At 62.5% G+C, this 20,884-nt stretch carries 14 protein-coding genes; 9 read left to right on the forward strand and 5 right to left on the reverse strand.

What is annotated here, in order from left to right:
- Positions 1–214: 214 nt before the first annotated feature.
- From METAC_RS27005 to METAC_RS0103580, 3 genes are all read right to left on the reverse strand, one after another.
- Complete coding sequence (locus METAC_RS27005; RefSeq protein WP_026605961.1) at positions 215–2,620, reverse strand: polysaccharide biosynthesis tyrosine autokinase; 2,406 nt, start codon at positions 2,618–2,620, stop codon at positions 215–217.
- A gap of 810 nt (positions 2,621–3,430) precedes the next feature.
- Positions 3,431–3,697: a hypothetical protein gene (locus METAC_RS0103570; protein ID WP_026605962.1), complete on the reverse strand. Its 267-nt coding sequence runs from the start codon at positions 3,695–3,697 to the stop codon at positions 3,431–3,433.
- A 185-nt stretch (positions 3,698–3,882) separates the two neighbouring features.
- On the reverse strand, positions 3,883–4,566 hold the full coding sequence (locus tag METAC_RS0103580) for an SDR family NAD(P)-dependent oxidoreductase (RefSeq protein WP_026605963.1): 684 nt from the start codon (positions 4,564–4,566) through the stop codon (positions 3,883–3,885).
- Between the two features lie 242 nt (positions 4,567–4,808).
- On the opposite strand from METAC_RS0103580, the gene METAC_RS26710 reads away from it, so the two are divergent.
- A complete protein-coding gene (locus METAC_RS26710; protein ID WP_198017161.1) occupies positions 4,809–4,979 on the forward strand; it encodes a hypothetical protein in 171 nt (56 codons plus the stop codon).
- Between the two features lie 955 nt (positions 4,980–5,934).
- Here the strand turns inward: METAC_RS26710 and METAC_RS26300 are convergent.
- Together METAC_RS26300 and METAC_RS0103610 are read right to left on the reverse strand one after the other, a co-directional pair.
- Entirely contained in the window at positions 5,935–6,210 is a 276-nt protein-coding gene (locus tag METAC_RS26300) for a hypothetical protein (protein WP_156898098.1), read from the reverse strand.
- Positions 6,211–6,432: 222 nt separating this feature from the next.
- Positions 6,433–10,110 carry a vitamin B12-dependent ribonucleotide reductase gene (locus tag METAC_RS0103610; RefSeq protein WP_026605964.1) on the reverse strand — a complete coding sequence of 1,226 codons (3,678 nt, stop codon included), beginning with the start codon at positions 10,108–10,110 and terminating at the stop codon, positions 6,433–6,435.
- Positions 10,111–10,299: 189 nt separating this feature from the next.
- On the opposite strand from METAC_RS0103610, the gene METAC_RS0103615 reads away from it, so the two are divergent.
- From METAC_RS0103615 to METAC_RS25650, 8 genes are all read left to right on the forward strand, one after another.
- Positions 10,300–11,067 carry a DUF429 domain-containing protein gene (locus tag METAC_RS0103615; protein WP_051335361.1) on the forward strand — a complete coding sequence of 256 codons (768 nt, stop codon included), beginning with the start codon at positions 10,300–10,302 and terminating at the stop codon, positions 11,065–11,067.
- A 145-nt stretch (positions 11,068–11,212) separates the two neighbouring features.
- On the forward strand, positions 11,213–11,623 hold the full coding sequence (locus tag METAC_RS0103620; RefSeq protein WP_036255944.1) for an NADH:ubiquinone oxidoreductase subunit NDUFA12: 411 nt from the start codon (positions 11,213–11,215) through the stop codon (positions 11,621–11,623).
- A gap of 193 nt (positions 11,624–11,816) precedes the next feature.
- Complete coding sequence (locus tag METAC_RS0103625) at positions 11,817–12,491, forward strand: DUF2155 domain-containing protein (protein ID WP_156898311.1); 675 nt, start codon at positions 11,817–11,819, stop codon at positions 12,489–12,491.
- A gap of 310 nt (positions 12,492–12,801) precedes the next feature.
- A complete protein-coding gene (locus METAC_RS0103635; RefSeq protein WP_026605968.1) occupies positions 12,802–14,310 on the forward strand; it encodes a Do family serine endopeptidase in 1,509 nt (502 codons plus the stop codon).
- A 127-nt stretch (positions 14,311–14,437) separates the two neighbouring features.
- The gene (locus METAC_RS0103640) at positions 14,438–15,121 is read left to right on the forward strand and encodes a response regulator transcription factor (RefSeq protein ID WP_026605969.1); all 684 of its coding nucleotides are present in this window, start codon (positions 14,438–14,440) and stop codon (positions 15,119–15,121) included.
- Positions 15,108–16,634 carry an ATP-binding protein gene (locus tag METAC_RS22220; protein WP_051335362.1) on the forward strand — a complete coding sequence of 509 codons (1,527 nt, stop codon included), beginning with the start codon at positions 15,108–15,110 and terminating at the stop codon, positions 16,632–16,634. The genes METAC_RS0103640 and METAC_RS22220 overlap by 14 nt, the downstream gene beginning before the upstream one ends.
- Positions 16,631–19,591, forward strand: a complete 2,961-nt coding sequence (locus METAC_RS0103650; protein WP_051335363.1) for a bifunctional [glutamine synthetase] adenylyltransferase/[glutamine synthetase]-adenylyl-L-tyrosine phosphorylase — start codon at positions 16,631–16,633, stop codon at positions 19,589–19,591. The genes METAC_RS22220 and METAC_RS0103650 overlap by 4 nt, the downstream gene beginning before the upstream one ends.
- Positions 19,592–20,026: 435 nt before the next feature.
- Positions 20,027–20,719 carry an HNH endonuclease gene (locus tag METAC_RS25650; RefSeq protein ID WP_198017162.1) on the forward strand — a complete coding sequence of 231 codons (693 nt, stop codon included), beginning with the start codon at positions 20,027–20,029 and terminating at the stop codon, positions 20,717–20,719.
- The last annotated feature ends 165 nt before the right edge of the window (positions 20,720–20,884 follow it).

Here is a 20,884-nt window from a genome sequence, read left to right on the forward strand (position 1 = left end):
AGCGGTATCTAATATCGACCGTAAAGAATTCGGCGGTCGGAAAGCTCGACATCACGATGGTTTTGGATGGAGACATCCAAAACCATGAATTGTGATCGAGATTTGAAAGCGAGAGCGGGATTTTCCGTGAAAAGCCGGAGCCCATTCTGCTCCGTACGGCCGCTTTAGCGGGCCGATCGGGGGGCTGCGCCGATCAAGCTTTAGGCCGGCGCGCCTATTCGACATAGCCGTATTTGGAATAGTATTTCCGGTGATAATGATTGCCGTGATAGCTCTCATAGCGGTTTTGCGCCGCCGTATCGACCTTGTTCAAGACGACGCCGAGCAAACGATCATAGATCGGCTGAACATCCGATAGGCCGCGCTCGACGACGTCGATTTTCGTCTGCCCCCATTCGATCACATAGACATAGGTGTCGATGATATGGCCGGTCGTGCGCACGTCCACGATCGGCGCGACCGGGGACAAATCGACAATGATGTAATCATAGGCCGAGCGCAGCGCGTCGATGACGGATTTCATTGCGGCGGACGCCAAAATCTCATTGGTGTGAGGAAGCTTCGCGGTCGCGCCGGCAGGCAGGAAATGCAATCGGCTTTCTGGAAGAGTCGTGATCGCCCCGGTGAGCGGCACATTGCCGATGACGACATCGATCAAGCCTTGCGCATTGGGCGCCAGCCAATGCGAAAGCGACGGGCTGCGGAGATCGGCGTCGACCAAGATCGCCTTGCCGCCGGCGTCGGCGATCAAATGCGCCAGATTGGCGGCGATGGTGGACTTGCCTTCGTTTGGCAAAGTCGAGGTCAAGCCGATGACCTTATGCGATTTCAGGACGCCGCTGAGGTCGGCGGCGATCTTCACGGAGCGAATAGCCTCGGCGTAGCGTGAAAACGGCGCGGCGACGACATAGTGAAGGAAATCGCGGCTTCCAGCCGGCTTTTGATTATGGACTGTCGACTCGCCTTGACCTGAGCCTTGATCGGCCCGATCTGATCCGTCTTTGGCGGCGCGCTGCCTGTCTTGGCGTTGTGCGACAGGAGGCTCGCCGGCGCCGCGCCGGAGCGGGGCCGGAATGGAAGAGCCCGCTTGAGATCCGCTCGAGTCCGGAGACTGCGGAGGCGTAGCGAGCTTCAGCAAGGGGACCATCGCCAAGCAATTGACGTGAAGGATGTCCTCGACTTGGTCGGTCGTGCGCAGCACGCCGTCCGAGGCTTCGCGGAAATAGGCGACGGCGAAGCTGAGCGCGCCGCCGCCGAAGAGCGCCAGGATCAAGGTGATGAGGCCCTTAGGCGAGCTTTTCTTCAGCGGGCGGATCGCCGGGCTGATCAGACGGGTTTCGCTGATCGGGATCGCGTCCTGCTGCTGAACCGCCTCCATGTAGCGCTGAAGAAAATTATCATAGAGCGTGCGCGCGCTGTCGGCGTTGCTTTTCAGCTCGCGCAGCTGAACTTGCGCCTGACCAGAGGTCTGCGTTTCCATGACCGCATTGGCCAAACTTTCCTTGAGCGCGCGTTCCCTCGTGCGCGCGATTTCGTAATCGCTCTCGTAGCTGCCGGCGATTTTGCGCATTTCATCGTCGATGCTGCGCTTGAGTTCTTGCAGCTGCGTGCGCAAGCCGATCACCGCAAGGTGGTTCGCGCCATATTTCTGGGACAAAATGGCTTCGCGCTGCGAGAAGTCGAGAAATTGCTGGCGCAGCTTGGTGATGACTTCGCTATGCAAGGCGTCCGTCACCGAAGCGTCGGGGACATCTTGCTTCATGACCGCCTTGATCCGGTCGACGCGCGCCTTGGCTTCGGCGGCGGCGGCTGTGGCGAGTATGAGCTGGCTGTTGACCTCGGTGAGCTGCTGTTCGTTCACCAGCTTGCCGCCGACGCCGCCCGTGTCAACGATATTGTTCTTGTCCTTGAAATCGGCGACGGCGCGCTCGGCCGCCGTCGCCTGGGCGCGAAGCTCCTTGATGCGCTCCATCAGCCAGACGCCGGCGCGTTTGGCGGCCTGATATTTGGCGTCGAGCTGTTCCTCGATATAGGCGTCGACGATCGAGTTGGCGATATTGGCGGATTTCTCAGGATCGAGCGACGTGAAGCCGACGTCGATCACATAGGTCAAGCCCTGTCGGCTGACCGTGCGGGAGTCATTGAAGTGGAGCAGGGCCGTCTGCTCGAGCTCGAATTCCGATTTTGGCTCTTCAGGGCCGGAAAGTCCGGGAATCAAACGCATGAGCGTGCTGATCAGCCCCTTGCCGGGGCCGACGAATTCCGGATCCTGGGTCAAGTGGAGCTTACGAATGACCGCCAGGCCGATATTGTCGGATTTCAGCACCTCGACTTGGGTTTGCACCGTCGAGGCGTCAATCTGAACTTCGCCCAAGACCGATTGCTGCTGCAGCACCTGCACCTTGCGCGTATCGATGATCATCGTCCCGATCGCGGTGAATTTCGGCGGCGTCGTAAAGAGATAAAGCAGAGCGAGCGCCAGACTGCAGACCATGATCACGGCGATGATCGGAAGCTGCCGACGAACGACTCGGACGGCGCCGTGAAGGGCCTTGACGACCGGCGAGCCTGAATCCGACTCGCGGTCGGAGGCCGGAGGTCGCTTGTTGATCTGCAGCATCTTGGTCAACTCACTGTCTTCCGACGGAAAATCTCGTTTCGAATACCATGTGCGCCCCAACGCGTATACGCCTTTGGCGACAACTCGATTTCACTTGCGCGCCGGAGCGACGGAAGCGCGCAAAAACTTTGGCCTTGGGGCCCGGGGCGCAATATATAGGTTAGATCGCAGAGATTACTACGTCTAATATATTTATCGCGCGGATCAACCAATGCGGCGTGACAAACGGCACGAAGGAGGCGCAAATATAGTTACGCTTCGCTGAGTTACATTCATAATTGCCTGCCTCATAGGGCAAAAATTTGTCCTGACATAGCGGGCCTTTCGAAGGATCGGCGCCACTCCGCGTCGTATCTTCCAGCCGATTCGGGTCCTAAATCCTGAAGAATGCCGATCGATTTTTTGGGACCGCGCGTCATCCGGTCGAAAGGAGTCGTTCCGCCAAATGGAGCCGCGCCGCCGCTCATGGATCGCTCCAATCAACTTGGCGCAGGCTTGCGGCGCTAATCCATGCGAGAGGGACGCAGCGTCGCGCGCAAACAACGGCCTCCGCCTGATCCCGCGATTGCGAGATCAGTCCGGCGACATTCCTTGTTCGTTGCTTCCCGATTGGCCGCATAGCAAATTTTTTGCCGACACGCAGCAGCCGGCGGCCAGCTATGCTTAAGCCATTCAACTTAATCTGTTTAAACTTTATCCGTCAACGCGGTCGGGGCAGGACTGCCTCCAGCCCGAGCGTCATTCGCCTCAAATCCAGGCAAGCCGGACATCCCGCGCCCAGCTAAAAATATGCTCTGAAAATCTCGCGGCTCAGTATCGCGCCGAGACGGGTTGATCGCAAATCCAAGTTTCCTGGATCATCGGCCCGTAAGGCGTCTCGACCTGCCGGATGTCGTAGCACTCGATCGGCGGGCGATGATAAACATAGCCATAGGGATAGGGGTGGCCCCAGAAAGGCATGCCGTCCACGGTTCCCAACGAATTGGCGCTCGCGACGCCCGGCGCGGCTCCGCCGCCGAGGGCGGCGATGAAAAGGGCCGCAAGGAAGGGGCGACGGATCGCCTTGCTGGGGGTCATCTTGGGCCTCTGCCGCTCAGAATGAAGAGTTCTGCTTTTATGCCATGTTCATGCGCGCCGAGCAAGGGAAATGCCGCGCCTCGATGATCGGTCAGCGCCCCGCGCGGCGGCCGTTTCTCCCTTAAATTCAAAGCTATGCGGTTATTGCGCGGACAGCGCGGGTGTGGCTTGGAGGCCACGCTGGCTCAGGATCTGCCGGCGACCAAGAGCTCGGCGCCGGTGACGCCCGAAGCCTCGTCGGACAAAAGAAAAAGAATCGATTGCGCGATTTGATCCGGCGTCACCCATTTGCTGAAATCCGCCTTCGGCATGTCGCTGCGATTGCGCGGCGTGTCGATGATCGTGGGCAATATGGCGTTCACCCGCACGCCGGCCTCCTTCAATTCGTCCGCGGCGCCTTCGGTCAGGCGCAGCACGCCGGCCTTGGAGGCGGCATAAGGCGCCATCCCCGCCTTGGCGTTCTTTGCCGGGGCAGCGGCGACATTGACGATCGCGCCGCGCGTTTCTCGCAGATAGGGCAGGGCCGCCGCCGTCGCCGTCGCGGCGGTCAGGAGGTTCATGCGAAACATCTCGGTCCAAATGCCGAGGTCGCCGCCCTCGAGCGTCTGCCAACGAAAGCCGCCGGCGATATTGGCGAGCCCATCGATATGGCCGAAGCGCGCGGAAACGGCGTCCAAAGCCTGCCGTGTCTGCGCCAGATCGGCGAGATCGACCCCGCCGATTTGCAACAGGCGATCATGCTCGAGGGCCGAGTTCGCCTCGCCATGGCCGATGAGCGCGACGGAGGCCCCGGCGGCGAGGGCTGCGTCTCCCACGGCGCGCCCGAGCACGCCGAACCCACCCGTCACGACAATGACCTTATCCTGCATCGGAGCTTACTCCCATCAAGAGCCATGGCGACAGCCGCCCCTTTCCGGGAAACGCGCAAATCTCAAAAGTGGACCATGGCGAAGGGAAAGCCCGCGCGTTTTTTTTGAAAGCCTCCCCGCGGGAAAGCGCCATTGCCAAACGCTCTTGAAAGCAGCAAGCTCGGCGCGAGCATTGAACGATACCAGTAGTCAATTGGCGCCGGTCCGCGCGGCCGCCTCCAAGGGAAGATCGAGGAGGGGACGTGACCAATAGACATCATCATGGCGACGCGCCGACGCCGGCGGACCGGTCTGAGCGGCGCGTGCATCATTCGCCTTTGTTTTGGTTTGGAGCGGCGATGTTTCTGACCGCGATCTCAATCTATCTCTGGTCCGAGGACCTGTCCTGGCGCCCGCGCATCGAGGCGCGGTAAGGCAAAGCCCAGAAACAAACCTCGCCCTAGAAGACGGATCCTGCGGACGCTCCTCAGGGCAAGGGGCTGGAGCTGGAAGCAAGGCGGCTCATGCGCCGTCTGATCCGCTGCCCAAAGCCCTTCTGCTGAGGAGGGCGCGAAGCGCCCGTGTCGAAGCGCGAGAGCTTGCCTTGCAAGGCGCCGTCGCCGGCGCGGCGCGCGCGCATAAAAATTCGTTCATCGCATGGCGGCGGAAAAGCGCGTCTGGATTTTGAACTCAAGGATCATAGACCGCCTACGGCGGCGGCCCCTTGGGCCGTCCTTGACTTCAAAATCCAGACGCGCTCGGGTCAGCCGTGCGATGAATGGTGTGGTGTGGCCGGGGCGGCTCGCTCTGTTGCTGAGAAGTCAATCATTCTGCAACGTCATCACCAGATCCGGAAGTTGATCCCGACGAGAGCTTGATATGAAACCAGACAGAAATCGAAAGGGCCGAGCAACTGACCACGTTGCTAACCTGTAAGTTTTAGTAAGGCGTCATTGGGGACATCGCGGATAGTGGTCTACTCTGAAGGATGCTCTTTGCACCATCGCTCGATTTCTTCGAGCGTCATTTTTTGTCCGCAATCGCTTTCGATGCGTAGGACGCGCTCTCGGTTGCGGATGTAGTCGCAGGCCAAGCGAAGTGCGTTCTCTTGAGTATCAAGTGCTCTCGAGTGTTGCTCTCGGCTAGTGCCCCATTCACCCGTAATCACGCGCCATGTTGCAGCTGCCAATTCGCGTTCCTCAATCTCAGCTAGGGGACCACGCTCATATGGGCCAGCGGGCTTTCTCGAAGTCGTGCAGCAAAATTAGCGCGGCGAAATCATCGTCGAAGAAGGCGCATGAGTTTGTTCTTGGCTTCGTTCTTTCGCCATCGGGCGGTAGTTGCATTGCGCCACTTTCACCTGTAGCAGGGGCGTCTTTGCTTGCGCAGTCAAACATGAGGTTGACCGGTTCGATTGCGGTCAAGGACTTTCCTACGGCGCCGCAGATTGTCTCGTACGTAAAGAAGGTCTTCGATGGCGTTCTTGTGGTTTGGAAACGGCTCGGTCGCAATTCGTTCAATGTCGACTAACGCGTGTTTAGCGGCATCGTCACCATCTCTTGCTTGCTTCGTAAGCAAGCCGATCGCTTCGTCTAGACTTGCACGCAGTTGGGCGTTTTCCTGCCGAAGATCGAGTTCGTCGCTTGTTTCCGCAAGTATTTCCATCGGGAAACTTCCTCTGTGTTGTTACCCGCTCCCGTTGATCGCGCGTCACGTGCCGCGCTGCGGCAACGAAGCATCAATTGTCAGATATTACTGATATAGGACGCAGTCTCACTCATCCCAAGTCAATTAGTGTATGTAGCTTTGTAAGCTTCCTGCCCACAGTCGGACAAAAATGCTTCACTTGAAGCAGTTCTATCCGATTAGGGAACTGCCGATCTAATCTCAACTACACCCCGTAGTGCCGCCACACGTGTCACACTTCAAGCACGTCCCGTTGCGCACGAGCGTGAAATTCCCGCACTCCCCACAGGCCTCGCCGGTGTAGCCTTTCATCCGCGCTTGGCTGCGCTTTTCGGCGATGGCCGAGCGTTCGGCGGGCGTCGCCCAATCGAGTTGGCCGAGCTCGGCCTCGACTTCCATTTCCAGATCATTCTTCAAGGCCGTGGCCGCTTGCGCCCCCGCCTGCGCGCCGCCTTGCACCAGCATCAGCTTGTCGGCCTTGTTGCGCACGAAGCCGCGCGAGACAAATTTGGCCGGACCGGTCGGCGCGCCCTGCGGCGGACGGCTTTGGTCCTCGCCCTTGCCGAGCACGTCATGGCCGATGTCGGACGGATCGATATGGGCGAGATCGTTGCGGCCGAGATAGGAGATCGCCAGCTCGCGGAACACATAGTCGAGGATCGAGGTCGCGTTCTTGATCGCGTCATTGCCTTGCACGAGACCAGCGGGCTCGAAGCGGGTGAAGGTGAAGGCGTCGACATATTCTTCGAGCGGCACGCCATATTGCAGGCCGACCGAGATCGCGATGGCGAAATTATTCATCAAGGAGCGGAAGGCCGCGCCTTCCTTGTGCATGTCGATGAAGATCTCGCCGAGGCGGCCGTCGACATATTCGCCGGTGCGCAAATAGACCTTGTGGCCGCCGACAACAGCCTTTTGCGTGTAGCCCTTGCGACGATCGGGCAGGCGCTCGCGCTCGCGCGTGCGCTCAATCCGCTCGACGATGCGCTCGACGATTTTTTCGGCGACGGCGGCGGCGCGCGCCGGGGCGTTGGAGGCGACGAGCACCTCGACCGCTTCCTCGGCCTCCTCGTCGTCGTCCTGAATGAGCTGGCTCTGCAAGGGCTGCGAGAGCTTCGAGCCGTCGCGGTAGAGCGCATTGGCCTTGAGCCCGAGCCGCCAGGACAACAGATAGGCCGATTTGCAATCCTCGATCGAGGCGTCGTTGGGCATGTTGATCGTTTTGGAGATCGCGCCCGAGATGAAGGGCTGCGCCGCCGCCATCATGCGAATATGGCTCTCGACCGAAAGATAGCGCTTGCCCGTGCGCCCGCAGGGGCTCGCGCAATCGAACACAGCCTCATGCTCGGGCTTCAAGTAAGGCGCGCCTTCGAGCGTCATCGCGCCGCAGACGTGGATATTGGCCGCCTCGATCTCGGCGCGGGTGAAGCCCAGGAAGGCCAACAGATCGAAAGTCGGATCCTCCAGCTTGTCCGCCGGAACCTTCAACGCGTTGGTCAGAAATTCCGCGCCGAGCGTCCATTTGTTGAAGACGAATTTAATGTCGAAGGCGGTCTCGAGCTTATCCTCCAATTCGGCGAGCTTTTCCGGCGTGAAGCCCTTGCCGAGAAGGCTCGCGTGATTGACGAAAGGCGCCTGGCGCAGCGAGGCCGAGCCCACGGCATAGGTGATCATTTCGCCGATTTCGGCCTCGGGATAGCCCAGCGCGCGCAAGGCGTCGGGGACGGCGCGGTTGATGATCTTGAAATAGCCGCCGCCGGCGAGCTTCTTGAATTTCACCAGAGCGAAATCCGGCTCGATGCCGGTCGTGTCGCAATCCATGACGAGGCCGATCGTGCCGGTCGGCGCGACGACGCTCACTTGCGCATTGCGATAGCCGTGGCGCTCGCCCTCGTCCACCGCCCGCTCCCAGGCGGTTTTGGCGTGATCGCCGAGCGCCGCGAAAAGCGGAACATGTTGCAAGGAGGCGTGGTCGAGCGGGACAGGCGCGGTCGCGAGCGCCTCATAGCCGAAGGCCTCGCCGAGCGCGGCGCGGCGATGGTTGCGCATCACGCGCAACATGGCGTCCGCATTGTCCTTATAGCAGTCGAAGGGGCCGAGCTCGCGCGCCATCTCGGCCGAGGTCGCATAGGCGACGCCGGTGAGGATCGCCGAAAAGGCGCCGCAAATCGCGCGGCCCGCGTCGCTGTCATAGGCGATGCCGGAGGACATCAGGAGCCCGCCCACATTGGCGTAGCCGAGCCCGAGCGTGCGGTAGTCGTAGGAGAGGCGCGCGATTTCCTTGGCCGGAAATTGCGCCATCATCACAGAGATCTCGAGCACGACGGTCCATAGCCGCACGGCGTGCTCATAGGAGTCGACGTCGATCGCGCCTGTCGCAGGGTCGCGGAACTGAAGCAGGTTGAGCGAGGCTAAATTGCAGGCCGTGTCGTCCAAGAACATATATTCGGAGCAGGGGTTCGAGGCGACGATCGGCCCGGCGGCCGGGCAGGTGTGCCAATCGTTGATCGTCGTGTGATATTGCAGGCCGGGATCGGCCGAGGCCCAGGCGGCGTGGGCGATCTTCTCCCAGAGCTCGCGGGCCTTCATGACCTTATGCGCCTTGCCGTCGAGGCGGCGCGTCAGGGTCCAATCGGCGTCCTCTTCAACGGCGCGCAAAAAGGCGTCGTCGAGGCGCACGGTATTGTTCGAGTTCTGGCCCGAGACAGTGAGATAGGCCTCCGAATCCCAATCGGTGGTGAAGGTCTCGAACTCGATATTCACATGGCCCTGGCGCGCGAGCTGGATGATCTTCTTGATCGTGGCGTCGGGAACGAAGGCGCGGCGCGCGAGCTTGATCTCCTTCTTCAGCGCTGGGTTCTTCTCCGGGTTGAAGCAATCATCGCCCGGCCCGTCGCAATTGACGCAGGCGCGGAGAATCGCCTTCATCGCCTTTTTCAGGGCCTTGGAGCCGGCGACGAGGGCGGCGACCTTCTGCTCCTCCCGCACCTTCCAATCGATGAAATCCTCGACGTCCGGGTGGTCGGCGTCGACGATCACCATCTTGGCGGCGCGGCGCGTGGTGCCGCCGGATTTGATCGCGCCGGCGGCGCGATCGCCGATCTTCAGGAAGGACATGAGGCCGGAGGATTTGCCGCCGCCCGAAAGCTTCTCGTTCTCGCCGCGCAGCTTCGAGAAATTCGAGCCCGTGCCCGAGCCATATTTGAAGAGCCGGGCCTCGCGCACCCAAAGGTCCATGATCCCGCCGTCGTTCACGAGATCGTCGGCGACAGATTGGATGAAGCAGGCGTGCGGCTGGGGATGCTCATAGGCGGTCTTCGACTTCACGAGCTTCTTGGTCTCGTGGTCGACGTAATAATGGCCCTGGCTTGGGCCATCGATGCCATAGGCCCAATGCAGCCCGGTGTTGAACCATTGCGGCGAATTGGGCGCGGCGATCTGGCGCGCGAGCATGTAGCGCAATTCGTCAAAAAAGGCCTGGGCGTCGGCCTCGGCGTCGAAATATTTGCCCTTCCAGCCCCAATAGGTCCAGGCGCCGGCGAGGCGATCGAAGACCTGTTTGGCCGAGGTCTCGCCCTTCTCGCGCTCGGCGCGCGGCAGAAGCGCGAGCGCCGCCTCGTCGGGCGCGCCGCGCCAGAGGAACGAGGGGGTAGCGTTTTCCTCGATTCGCTTGAGCCGGGCGGGGACCCCGGCCTTGCGGAAATATTTTTGGGCGAGGACATCGGTCGCGACCTGGCTCCAGGCGGCCGGCACCTCGACGCCCTCCAGCGAGAAGACGATCGAGCCGTCCGGGTTGCGGATCTCGCTCTTGCCCAGGCGGAACTCGATCTCGGCATAGGGGGACTGATTGGGTTTGGTGTAGCGCCGCTCGATCCGCATGGTCGTGTCCCCTGGAAATAATGCGATCCGGCTCCGGCTCGGGCCGCGATCGCTGTTTCGAGTTGCACTTTGACTCGTAAGCGAGGTCCTCGGCTATCGTCGGAACGAAAATTGGGGCTCCGCCGGACCTCTTGTCCACATCATAATCTAGCCTGTTGATAACTAGAGTCATCTATATATAGTGGCATAATGGTAAATAATCTGGAAATTGCCGGTGATGGCGGAGCTGGTTCCATCATTGGCGTGGACGGCTGCAAAGGCGGCTGGATCGCAGTTTCTTTTGCGGCCGGAGATCTCGGCGCGGCGCAGGCCAAGGTTTTTAAATATTTCAAGTGCTTGCTGAAAACCTTCGCGCCGGGGGCGACCATCGCCGTCGATATGCCGATCGGCTTGCCCGAGCGAACTGGGCGCGGCGGTCGGGCGGCAGACCGGGAGGCCAAGGTTTTTCTGATGAGCCGTGGCGCCTCGGTCTTTTCGGTTCCGTCGCGGCGGGCGGTTTTTACACAGGCTTATCCACAAGCTTGCGAAGTCGCGCGCGAGACGTCGGAAGGGCAGAAAGCGTTCTCAATACAGGCGTTTTCGATTTTTCCCCGGATTCGAGAGATCGACGGCCTGCTCCAGCAGGACCACGCCCTGCGGGGTCAGGTGTTCGAGACTCATCCGGAGGTCTCCTTCGCCCTGATGAATGGCGGGACCCCGCTCGCGCCAAAAAAGATCAAGGGCCGCATCAACAAAAGCGGCATGGAGCAGCGCAAGGCGCTTTTGGCGCGGCAGGGCTTCGCCCTGGATTTTCTGAAGGAAAAGCCCCCACGCAGCGCCGCGGAGGACGATTTTTACGACGCCTGTGCTTGCGCCTGGAGCGGGGCGCGCATCTTGCGCGAGGGGGCGCGCGCTTTCCCGCCAGAGCCGGAGGCCGAGGTCGATGCGACGGGGCTCCGCGTGGCCATCTGGGGTTGACCGGACCGCATGGGCGCAGTTGCTATTTCCGGCTGCAAATGCCAGACGAGACGAGATGCGCGCCAAGGCGCGCCGCGCGCGCCAAGAGCCGAATTACGCTTCGGGTTTCGCGCCTCGGGATCATCGGGAATTGGGTCGAAAGCGCATGAAGCTCCTGAAACGGATTTTTTGGATTTTCACCTGGTGGAACAGCCAGACGCTGAACACCTGGGTCCATACAAGGCTCTATGGCAAGTTCGTCGGCAAGGACCAGTTCGGCAATCGCTATTATCGCACGCGCAAGCCCGACGCCGCCCTCGGCTTCGAGCGGCGCTGGGTGATTTATGCGGGCGAGAGCGAAGGCTCCTTGACGCCGCCCGGCTGGTACGGTTGGCTCCATCATACGGTCGATGTTCCGCCGACGCAGGAAACTTACGCCCCGCGCGCCTGGGAATTGCCGCATCTGCCCAATTTGACCGGCACGCCCGAGGCTTGGCGGCCGCCGGGCTCGACCCTTCGCGCCAGCGCGCGGCCGAAGGCGACCGGCGATTACGACGCCTGGACGCCGGAGGGCTGATCTCGAGCGACGCCGGGGTTAGGGCGCCGCGCGGCGCAGCCCTATTCCGGGAGGCGGACGAGGGAGCCGCATTCCGGCCGGACTTTCATGCGCCTTATGGGAAGCGGCTCGGCGGGGGCGGGCCCGGCCGCAGAGGGTCCTCACCGATTCGAGGCTCAGATTGGCGGCTGGATTTGCCATGACGGAATGTGCGATGCGAGGCTCTTTGGCGCGGTTGATCTATGCAGGCGGCGTCGCGCTTTCGATTTCGCTCGTCTCGAACGCGGCGCTGGCCGATAAGATCAAACATCCGATCGCGGTCTTCACCGGCCTCGACAAGATTACCGGTCGCATCATCGCCTTCGAGGTTGCGACCGACGAGACCGTGCAATTCGGCTCCCTGCAGATCACGGAGCGCGTCTGCTACACGCGGCCGGCGACCGAGACCCCTCAGACGACGACCTTCATCGAGGTCGACGAGGTCGACGCGGCCAACCAATATAAGCGGATCTTTTCCGGCTGGATGTTCGCCTCGAGCCCCGGCCTGCACGGCATCGAGCATCCGATCTATGACATTTGGCTGACCGGCTGCAAAGGCGGCGGCGAAACCGTGACTTCGCCGGAGACGAGCGAGGCGGAGCCCGCCGCGCCGCCTCCGCCGCCCGAAAACGCCAAGCCCCCGGCGCAGAAGCCGCAGCGGCAGCGTCGGGCGCAACCCGTCGACGATCAAGGGGCCGGCGCGCCGGGGCTCGACCGCGCCGCATCGACGCCGAGGCAAAATCGCGGACCGATCGAGGTCGGCCCGCCGCCGGGCCTCATTCCGCCGCCCGCGCGGGCCCAGCCGCAGGACCGCTCCTATCCGCCGGCGCCCGGAAACGGCGGGTTCTAGATCGCGATGATTTCGGATCGCAGCGATCCGAAATCATGAACGTGGTCGGCGCTCCTCGGGCGGGTTCTCATCATTGAGCGCCGAATTGGCTGGAGCTCTCTCTAACAGAAGCTCGCTCCAAAAGCCCTGACGCCGTTCAGAATGGCGCGCGCCGATCCGCGCGGGTCCATTTCGGCGCGCCGATTCTTACCGAAGTTTCATCCCGCCGAAATGGCGAAGTAAGCTCTGCTCCCCCATCTTAGGACGGTCAGCGCGGCGTCGCCGCCGCAGCTTTGCCAGCGCAGGACTTACTTCAAGGAGATTGCAAGCAATGGGTAATGTCTCGTTTCATCGGTCTGAGAAGAAGCGCAATCTTCGGGCCGCGCTCTTGGGCGCCGCGGCGACCGTCGCCTTGACGGCCGGCCTCGTTAATGGGATCGCGCCGACCGCCGCTTTCGCCGCGACGACGGGCGATGTCGCAGCCAATCCGGCCTCCTTCGCCGATGTCGTCGACCGCGTGCGCGGCGCCGTCGTCTCGGTCAAGGTGAAGATCACGGAGACCGCGGACGCAGAGGAAGAGCAGGAAATGCCGCAATTCGCGCCGGGCGATCCGCTCGAGCGCTTCTTCAAAAGGTTCGGCGGCGAGGAAGGCTCGCCCTTTGGACGTCATAACAATAAGCCGCATGTCTCGCAGGCCCAGGGCTCGGGATTCATCATCTCCTCGGACGGCTATGTGGTGACGAACAACCATGTCGTCGACCACGCGACCGAGGTGTCCTTGACCATGGACGACGGCAAGACGGTGCCGGCCACGGTCGTCGGCACCGACAAGAAGACCGATCTCGCGCTCTTGAAGATCAAGGATGGCGCAGCCTATCCGCATGTCGATTTCGCCACGGCGACGCCTCGCGTCGGGGAGTGGGTGATCGCAGTCGGCAACCCCTTCGGCCTCGGCGGCACCGTGACGGCGGGCATCGTCTCAGCGCGCGGACGCGACATCGGCGCTGGGCCTTATGACGACTTCCTTCAGATCGACGCCCCGGTCAATCGCGGCAATTCCGGCGGCCCGACCTTCAACGGCTTGGGCCAAGTGGTCGGCGTCAACACCGCGATCTTCTCGCCTTCGGGCGGAAGCGTCGGCATTGGCTTCGCCATTCCGGCCGACACGGTGCAAAGCGTCGTGACCGCCTTGAAGGACAAGGGCGCGGTCGATCGCGGTTGGATCGGCGTGAAAATTCAGCCTGTCACCCCGGAAATCGCCGATAGCCTCGGTCTTAAGTCGAACAAAGGCGCCTTGGTCGCGGAAGCCCAGTCCAATTCGCCGGCGACGGCGGCGGGCATCAAATCGGGCGACGTTATCCTCGGCGTCGATGGCGAGCGGATCGACGGACCGCGCGATCTCGCACGCAAGATCGCGGCGCTTGGTCCGGGCAAGAAGGCCGATCTGATGTATTGGCACAATGGGTCGGAGAAGACCGTCGCGGTCAAGCTCGGCTCTTTGCCGGAGGAAAAGGAAGCGCGCGCCAACGGCGCCGCTGGCGCGGAAAATAGCTCTCTCGCCAGCCTTGGCCTCAAGCTCGCTCCGGCCGCTTCCGTCCAGGGCGCGGGCGGCGAGGGCGTGGTGGTCGCCGACATCGATCCCGAGGGCGCGGCCGCTCAGAAAGGCCTGCGCGTCGGCGACGTGATCCTCGAGGCCGGCGGACATGCGGTGAACCAGCCGGCGGAGGTCAAATCCATCCTGGCCGACGCCAAGAAGGACGGCCGCAAGGCGGTTCTGCTGCGCGTCAAGAATGGCGAGGGCACGCGCTTCGTCGCGATCGCCATCAACCCAGCTTCCTGAAGCCTCTCGCCCCGAGGCTTTCGCGGGCCGGTGTCGGATCCCCCGAACGGCGCCGGCTCCAGGATGCGACAGGCCGGGAGCTATCTCCCGGCCTGCTGTTTTTTATGAGATTTGCTATATGTCTTTCATGCGCATTCTCGTTGTCGAAGACGATTCGGAAGCGGCGAATTACATGGTCAAGGCCTTTCGGGAGGCCGGCCATGTCGCCGATCATGTCGGCGACGGCCTCGAAGGCTATGCGCGGGCGCGCGACGAATCCTATGACGTGCTCGTGGTCGACCGGATGCTGCCCAAGCTCGACGGCCTCTCGCTGATCGGCGGCCTGCGGGCGCAAAAGATCGAGACCCCGACCTTGATCCTCTCGGCGCTCGGCCAGGTCGACGACCGAGTCAAGGGATTGCGCGCCGGCGGCGACGATTATCTCGCCAAGCCCTACGCCTTTTCCGAGCTCCTGGCGCGCGTGGAGGCCTTGGCGCGGCGCAAGCAGCCGGGTTCGGGAGAGGAGACGGTCTATCGCGTGAACGGTCTCGAGCTCGACCGTCTGGCGCATAAGCTCACCCGCGACGGCAAGGAGATCCAGCTGCAGCCGCGCGAGTTCCGCCTGCTTGAATACTTAATGAAACATGCTGGACAGGTCGTCACGCGGACCATGCTTCTCGAAAATGTCTGGGACTATCATTTCGATCCGCAGACGAATGTCATCGACGTCCACATTTCTCGGCTGCGAAGCAAGATCGACAAGGGTTTCGACCCGCCGCTCCTGCAGACGATCCGCGGCGCGGGATATATGATCCGTGATGGCTCTCGGTAAGTTCTTTCGCACCACTGTCTTCAAAATATCGCTCGCCTATCTGGCGATCTCCGCGATCGGGGCCGGCCTCGTCCTCGCCAATATCGGCGACAACATCAGAGCGCTGCAGGAAGAAAAAATCGGCAAGGCGCTCGACTCTGAATTCGCCGAGTTGCGCGATCAATTCGATCATGGCGGCATTCGTCGATTGTATGAGACCGTCGAGCGCCGGACGCGGCGGCCGGGCGCCGGGCTTTATCTCATCACGACTTTCGCAGGCCAGCCGATCGCTGGAAATATCGCCGCTCTGCCGCCGGAATTGCTCAACCATCCCGGCATGTTCGAGACGATCTACCAGGCTTCGGGGGGCGGCTCTGAAAAGAAGCGGCGCGCGCTCGCGCGGATTGAAGCCCTGCCGGGCGGCTTTCGGCTTCTTGTCGGCCAGGACCTCGAGGAGGGCGACAGCCTCCGTCATATCCTCAAGAGTGCGCTTCTAACCTCGCTGTCTTGGCTCGTCGTGATCGGGATGTTCGGCGGGCTTTGGGTTGCGCGGCGCGTCCTCAACCGCGTCGATGCGATCAACGCCAAGGCCCGCAAGATCGTCGCCGGCGATCTCGCCGGCCGCCTGCCTCTCGCCGGAACTGGCGACGAGCTCGATCGCCTGGTCGAGAATTTCAACGCGATGCTCGAGCGGATCGCCGAGCTCATGGCCGGCTTGAAGGAAGTTTCCGACAATATCGCGCATGATCTGAAAACGCCGCTGACGCGCCTGCGCGGCCGCGCCGAGCAGGCTTTGCGCCTCGCCAAGAGCCCTGAGGAATATCGCGGCGCGCTGGAAAAAGTGCTGGAGGAATCTGATCGTCTGATCCAAATTTTCGACGGGCTCTTGATGATCGCGCGGGCCGAGGCCGGAGCGGGGCGCGAGGGGATGAGCGACTTCGACGCGGCGGCCGTCGCGCGCGACGTCGGCGAGCTCTATGAGCCGCTGGCGGAGGAGCGCGGCGTCGCGCTGGAGGTCGCCGCCGAGCCCGGCCTCATCCTATACGGCAGTCGCGAGCTCGTCGGCCAAGCCGTCGCCAATCTCCTCGACAACGCCTTGAAATATGGCGTTCTGGAAAATGGGCTGGACGCGGCGCCGCCGACGGCCGCGCAAGGGGAGCGGTTCGCGATGAACGAAAAGCGCGTGCGGATTGTCGCCGGGCGCAATCGCGACAAGATCGAGATCAGCGTCGGCGACAAAGGGCCGGGCGTTCCCGAAAAGGATCGCGTGCGCGTCCTCGACCGCTTTGTGCGGCTCGAGAATTCGCGGTCGCGTCCCGGCTCCGGCCTCGGCCTGTCGCTCGCCGCCGCCGTGGCGCGGTTGCATCGGGGAGATTTGCGTATCGAGGATAATGAGCCGGGCCTTCGCGCGGTCCTCTCCTTTCCGGCGGCGCGCATTGTCCGCCGGCCGACTCTGGAACGCGCGCCGGCTGAAGATCCGCGCGGAGGCGCCGGTGAAGGGCCGGCTCCGCCGCGCCCGGACGCTGCGGCGTGAGTCGTCCAAGCGACGGACTTGGCGACGCTCTTGGCGGGCTCCCTTTGTGGCGGCGCCTGCGCGCGGCGCCGCGGCTCGCCGACCCGCGTCGCGCCAAGGCGCGCCTTGCTGAATTTCTCGCGACGCCGGACGCCGAGGAGCTGCGCGCGCTTGCTTCGGAGGCTCGCGTTGGGGCCTTGCTTGAGGCGCTCGCGGATCACTCCCCCTTTCTTTGGCGGCTGGCGACCGCCGATCCCGCACGCGTCACGCGTTGTTTCCGCGAGCCGCCCGAAGAGCGCCTCGCGGCCTGTCTCGCCGCGCTGGATCAGGCTTGCGACGAGGCCGCCGACGAAGCCTGCGTCATGCGCGCGCTGCGCCGGGCCAAGCAGGAAAGCGCTTTGCTCATTGCGCTCGCCGATCTCGGCGGCGTTTTCGACGTCGACGCCGCGACGCGGGCTTTGTCGCGCGCGGCCGAGGCATTTATCTCGGCGGCGCTGCGCTTTCTTCTCAGTGAGGCGCATCACGCGGGGGCCTTGCGCCTTCCAGATCTCGCGGCCCCCGAGACCGGTTGCGGCCTCGTCATTCTGGGGCTAGGCAAGCTCGGCGCGCATGAGCTCAATTATTCGAGCGACGTCGATCTCGTCGTCCTGTTCGATCCGCAAAGCGCCGTGGTCGCGGGCGCGGCCGATCCTGCCACGAGCTTCGTCCGGCTCACCAAAAAGCTGGTTAAGTTGCTGCAGGAGCGGACCGCCGACAGCTATGTGCTGCGCGTCGATTTGAGGCTGCGGCCGGACCCCGGCTCGACGGCGGTCGCCGTCGCGGTGCCGGCGGCTTGCGCCTATTACGAGATCGTTGGCCAGAATTGGGAGCGCGCGGCCTTCATCAAGGCCCGGCCGATCGCCGGCGACATGGCGCTCGGCGAGAGCTTTATCGCCACTCTCTCCCCGTTCATCTGGCGCAAATATTTCGATTATGCCGCAATCGCCGACATTCACGCGATGAAGCGCCAGATCCATGCGGTTCGCGGCCACGCCGAGATCAAGGTCGCGGGGCATGACGTGAAGCTCGGGCGCGGCGGCATTCGCGAGATCGAGTTCTTTGTCCAGACTCAGCAATTGATCTTCGGCGGCAAGCGGCCGCGGCTTCGCGGCGGCCGCACGCTCGACATGCTTGCGGAGCTCGGCTGCGACGGATGGGTGACTCAAGAGGCCGTCGCCGATCTCAGCGCGGCCTATGTGTTCTTGCGCGAGGTCGAGCATCGGCTGCAGATGCGGGACGACGAGCAGACGCAGCGCCTGCCGGAGGGCGAGCCTTTAACCCGCTTCGCCCGTTTTTGCGGCTTCGCGCGGGAGCAGGGCTTTCACGACGCGCTCCTCAACCATCTCGATCGCGTGTCGCATCATTACGCGCTCCTGTTCGAGAACGCGCCGGGCCTTGACGCCTCCGTCGGCAGCCTCGTCTTCACCGGCGCAGGCGACGATCCGGAAACGCTGCGCACCCTGACGCGGCTCGGCTTCAAGAAACCGGCGCTGGCGGCCGAGACCGTGCGGGGCTGGCATTTCGGGCGTCGTCCAGCCGTGCAATCGCCCCGCGCGCGCGAGGTCATCACCGAACTGGTGCCGGGGCTGCTTCAGGCTTTCTCGCGTTCGGGCGATCCCGACACCGCGCTCGCCGGCTTCGATTCCGCGCTTGCGCGCATGCCCGCCGCGATCGAGCTGTTCTCGATGCTGAAGTCCGATCCGCGCATGCTTCAGCTCTTCGGCGATCTCCTGGGCGCCGCGCCGCGCCTGGCGCGCATGGCGATCAGCCGCCCGCATCTGCTCGACGCCACGATCGCGCCGGGTTTTCTCGACGCGCCAACGGACGAGGAGGCGTTCGACGCCCGCGCCGCGCCGCTCCTCGAGGCGCAGTTCGGCATGGAGGAGTTTCTCGACGCCGCGCGCGATTTTGCGCAGGAGGAGCATTTTCTCATCGGCTTGCGTCTGCTCTCGGGCGCGATCGCGCCCGAGACTGCGGCGCGGGCCTATTCCGCCCTGGCGGCGGCCGTCGTGCGCGTCTGCCTGTTTTATGTGGAGCGCGCCTTTGTCGCGGAGCATGGACGCGCGCCGGGTGGCCGCTGCGTCGTCTTGGGCCTCGGCAAGCTCGGCTCGCGCGAGATGACGGCGGCCTCGGATCTCGATCTCATTCTCATCTATGATTTCGACCGCGCCCGGCCTGAAACCGATGGGAAGCGGCCGGTCCATGCGGTGCAATATTACACGCGCCTGGCGCAACGGCTGATCTCCGCCCTGACCTCGGCGACGAAGCGCGGCCGGCTCTATGAGGTCGACATGCGGCTGCGTCCGTCCGGCCGCAAGGGGCCGGTCGCGACGCAGTTCGACAGTTTCGTCGACTATCAAAGCAAAGAGGCGGAGACCTGGGAGCATATGGCCTTGACCCGCGCCCGCGTCGTCGCCGGCGATCCCGGGCTCGGCGCCGAGGCCGCCGCCGCAATCCGCGCCGTCCTCATGCGCCCGCGCGGCGAGGCCTTGCCGCGCGAGGTCCGCGAGATGCGAAGCCTCGTTGCGCGGGTGAAGGGCGAGAGCGAGCCATGGGATTTGAAGCTCGCGGCGGGCGGCCTGATGGACATAGAATTTTTGGCGCAATTTCTGTTGCTGCGCCATGCGTGCCGTACGCCGGAGCTCATCTGCGTCTCGACCTGCGGCGTGATCGAGGCGGCGGGCCAGTTCGGCTTTCTTGAAACGGGCGACGCGCAGGTTCTGACCGAGGCGCACCGGCTTTTGACCAATGTGACGCAAATGCTGCGGCTGACCCTGGACGAAGGCGCGGATCCACGCACGGCGAGCGAAGGCGTGAAACGCCGCCTCGCCGCGGCCGCGCAATTGCCGAGCCTCGACGCGCTCGAGGCCGAGCTCGGCGAGACCCGCGCCGGCGTGCGCGCCATTTTCAACAGGGTTTTGGGCGGGGCGGGGGCGTGATGGATTTGCCTTGCACGCTTGGCGAAGTTCGTGTGGACGGGGTCGGATTTCTGGTTGTGGGTCAGCTCAAGGTCCGCGTTGCGCAAAGAACCGCCAACGTGTCACTTGAACGACGGGATCTGGCCGGAAGCGGATAGCGGTTTAGGGGTATTGCGTTACCATATTCTGCCATGCGATTTGGCTCTCACTACCTTCTAATAGAACCAAACGTTTTAGGTGACCATGCCAGTTCCGGTCTTGTTTCGTGAGGTTGTCCCAAATTCTGACGCGCTAATGGGCGTCAAGGCGGTCTGGGGCAGGTCTGGGGAAAGCATTATGTGCTTCGGATCGCGCGGCGATCCTAAGTCAAAAGACCGAAAGCACTTTCAGCTCGCGCGAGTAGTGGCTGAATATTCACAGACTCGGCCCTACTTGGTTTCGATCGGAGGCGGCCAGTTGGTCACCGAAGATCTAAAAGGACGCGTTGTAGAGTTGCTCCGGATAACTGGAGCCTACGGCGAAACAACCGCCTTTGTAAGCAATGAGGACTTACGCAAAAGGCTTGAGCGATGGCCTGTGGCCGTTATCCCATCAGAGGTGTATGCAGTGATTGGCGAACCGCTCCTTGTAGAGGACTTGGGATTTCCTGATCGAAGGATTCTTGAGAACGCATATGATAGCGTGCGGCGAGATGGCGATCAGGTCGACAGGCTGTGGGATGCCTTAAAAGATCGGAATGTGATTCGTCGCTGGGATGTTGAGCTGCCGCCAGACTTCAAAGACCCAGGGAAGGTCCGACTGTGCTCAACGTCTATTCCGCGTGTCTCGGTATCTGAAGGCGAGAAGGCGTGGAAATTGTCATTGGTCGCCGAACGAGATCCTCGTCTGAGGGATCTCGCCAAGGCATACAATCGCTCGAGCAACGGTGGAAAGATCGTTTGTGAAGCGTGTGGGTTCACAGATGATCTAGACGCGATGTTTGATGCACATCATCTCCGGCCGATTTCGGCGGGTGAACGGCAGAGCCGGGTAGATGATTTGGCTATCCTTTGTCCAACCTGTCATCGCATGGCGCATCACAAATCGGCAGAAAAGGTCTCACCGCTTCCGATAAGCAAGATCAAGAATCTGCAATTGGCGCGGTTTTAGTCTTCCTGAGCCTATGCAGTACGCCACAATGGAGTTAGCGAGGTCAATAGCTGGATAAGCCGTGGCCTGACGAATGTCCGCGTTTATAATCTCAGAGCTTGGCACTGCGCAGCCTAGATGGATGAAACAGAAGCCGCTGGCAGAAACTGAAACGGCCACTTCAAA

Origin of the sequence: Methylocapsa acidiphila B2, assembly GCF_000427445.1 — a bacterium.
Taxonomy (GTDB): Bacteria; Pseudomonadota; Alphaproteobacteria; order Rhizobiales; family Beijerinckiaceae; genus Methylocapsa; species Methylocapsa acidiphila.

Excerpts from the sequence above, each read along its gene's own strand:
- METAC_RS0103615 (WP_051335361.1), top strand. The coding sequence starts at position 10,300 with ATGGTAAATAATCTGGAAATTGCCGGTGATGGCGGAGCTGGTTCCATC.
- METAC_RS22220 (WP_051335362.1), top strand. The coding sequence starts at position 15,108 with ATGGCTCTCGGTAAGTTCTTTCGCACCACTGTCTTCAAAATATCGCTC.
- METAC_RS0103610 (WP_026605964.1), bottom strand. The coding sequence starts at position 10,110 with ATGCGGATCGAGCGGCGCTACACCAAACCCAATCAGTCCCCCTATGCC.
- METAC_RS0103625 (WP_156898311.1), top strand. The coding sequence starts at position 11,817 with ATGCGAGGCTCTTTGGCGCGGTTGATCTATGCAGGCGGCGTCGCGCTT.
- METAC_RS26300 (WP_156898098.1), bottom strand. The coding sequence starts at position 6,210 with ATGGAAATACTTGCGGAAACAAGCGACGAACTCGATCTTCGGCAGGAA.
- METAC_RS0103580 (WP_026605963.1), bottom strand. The coding sequence starts at position 4,566 with ATGCAGGATAAGGTCATTGTCGTGACGGGTGGGTTCGGCGTGCTCGGG.
- METAC_RS0103635 (WP_026605968.1), top strand. The coding sequence starts at position 12,802 with ATGGGTAATGTCTCGTTTCATCGGTCTGAGAAGAAGCGCAATCTTCGG.
- METAC_RS27005 (WP_026605961.1), bottom strand. The coding sequence starts at position 2,620 with ATGCTGCAGATCAACAAGCGACCTCCGGCCTCCGACCGCGAGTCGGAT.
- METAC_RS0103640 (WP_026605969.1), top strand. The coding sequence starts at position 14,438 with ATGCGCATTCTCGTTGTCGAAGACGATTCGGAAGCGGCGAATTACATG.
- METAC_RS0103620 (WP_036255944.1), top strand. The coding sequence starts at position 11,213 with ATGAAGCTCCTGAAACGGATTTTTTGGATTTTCACCTGGTGGAACAGC.
- METAC_RS0103570 (WP_026605962.1), bottom strand. The coding sequence starts at position 3,697 with ATGACCCCCAGCAAGGCGATCCGTCGCCCCTTCCTTGCGGCCCTTTTC.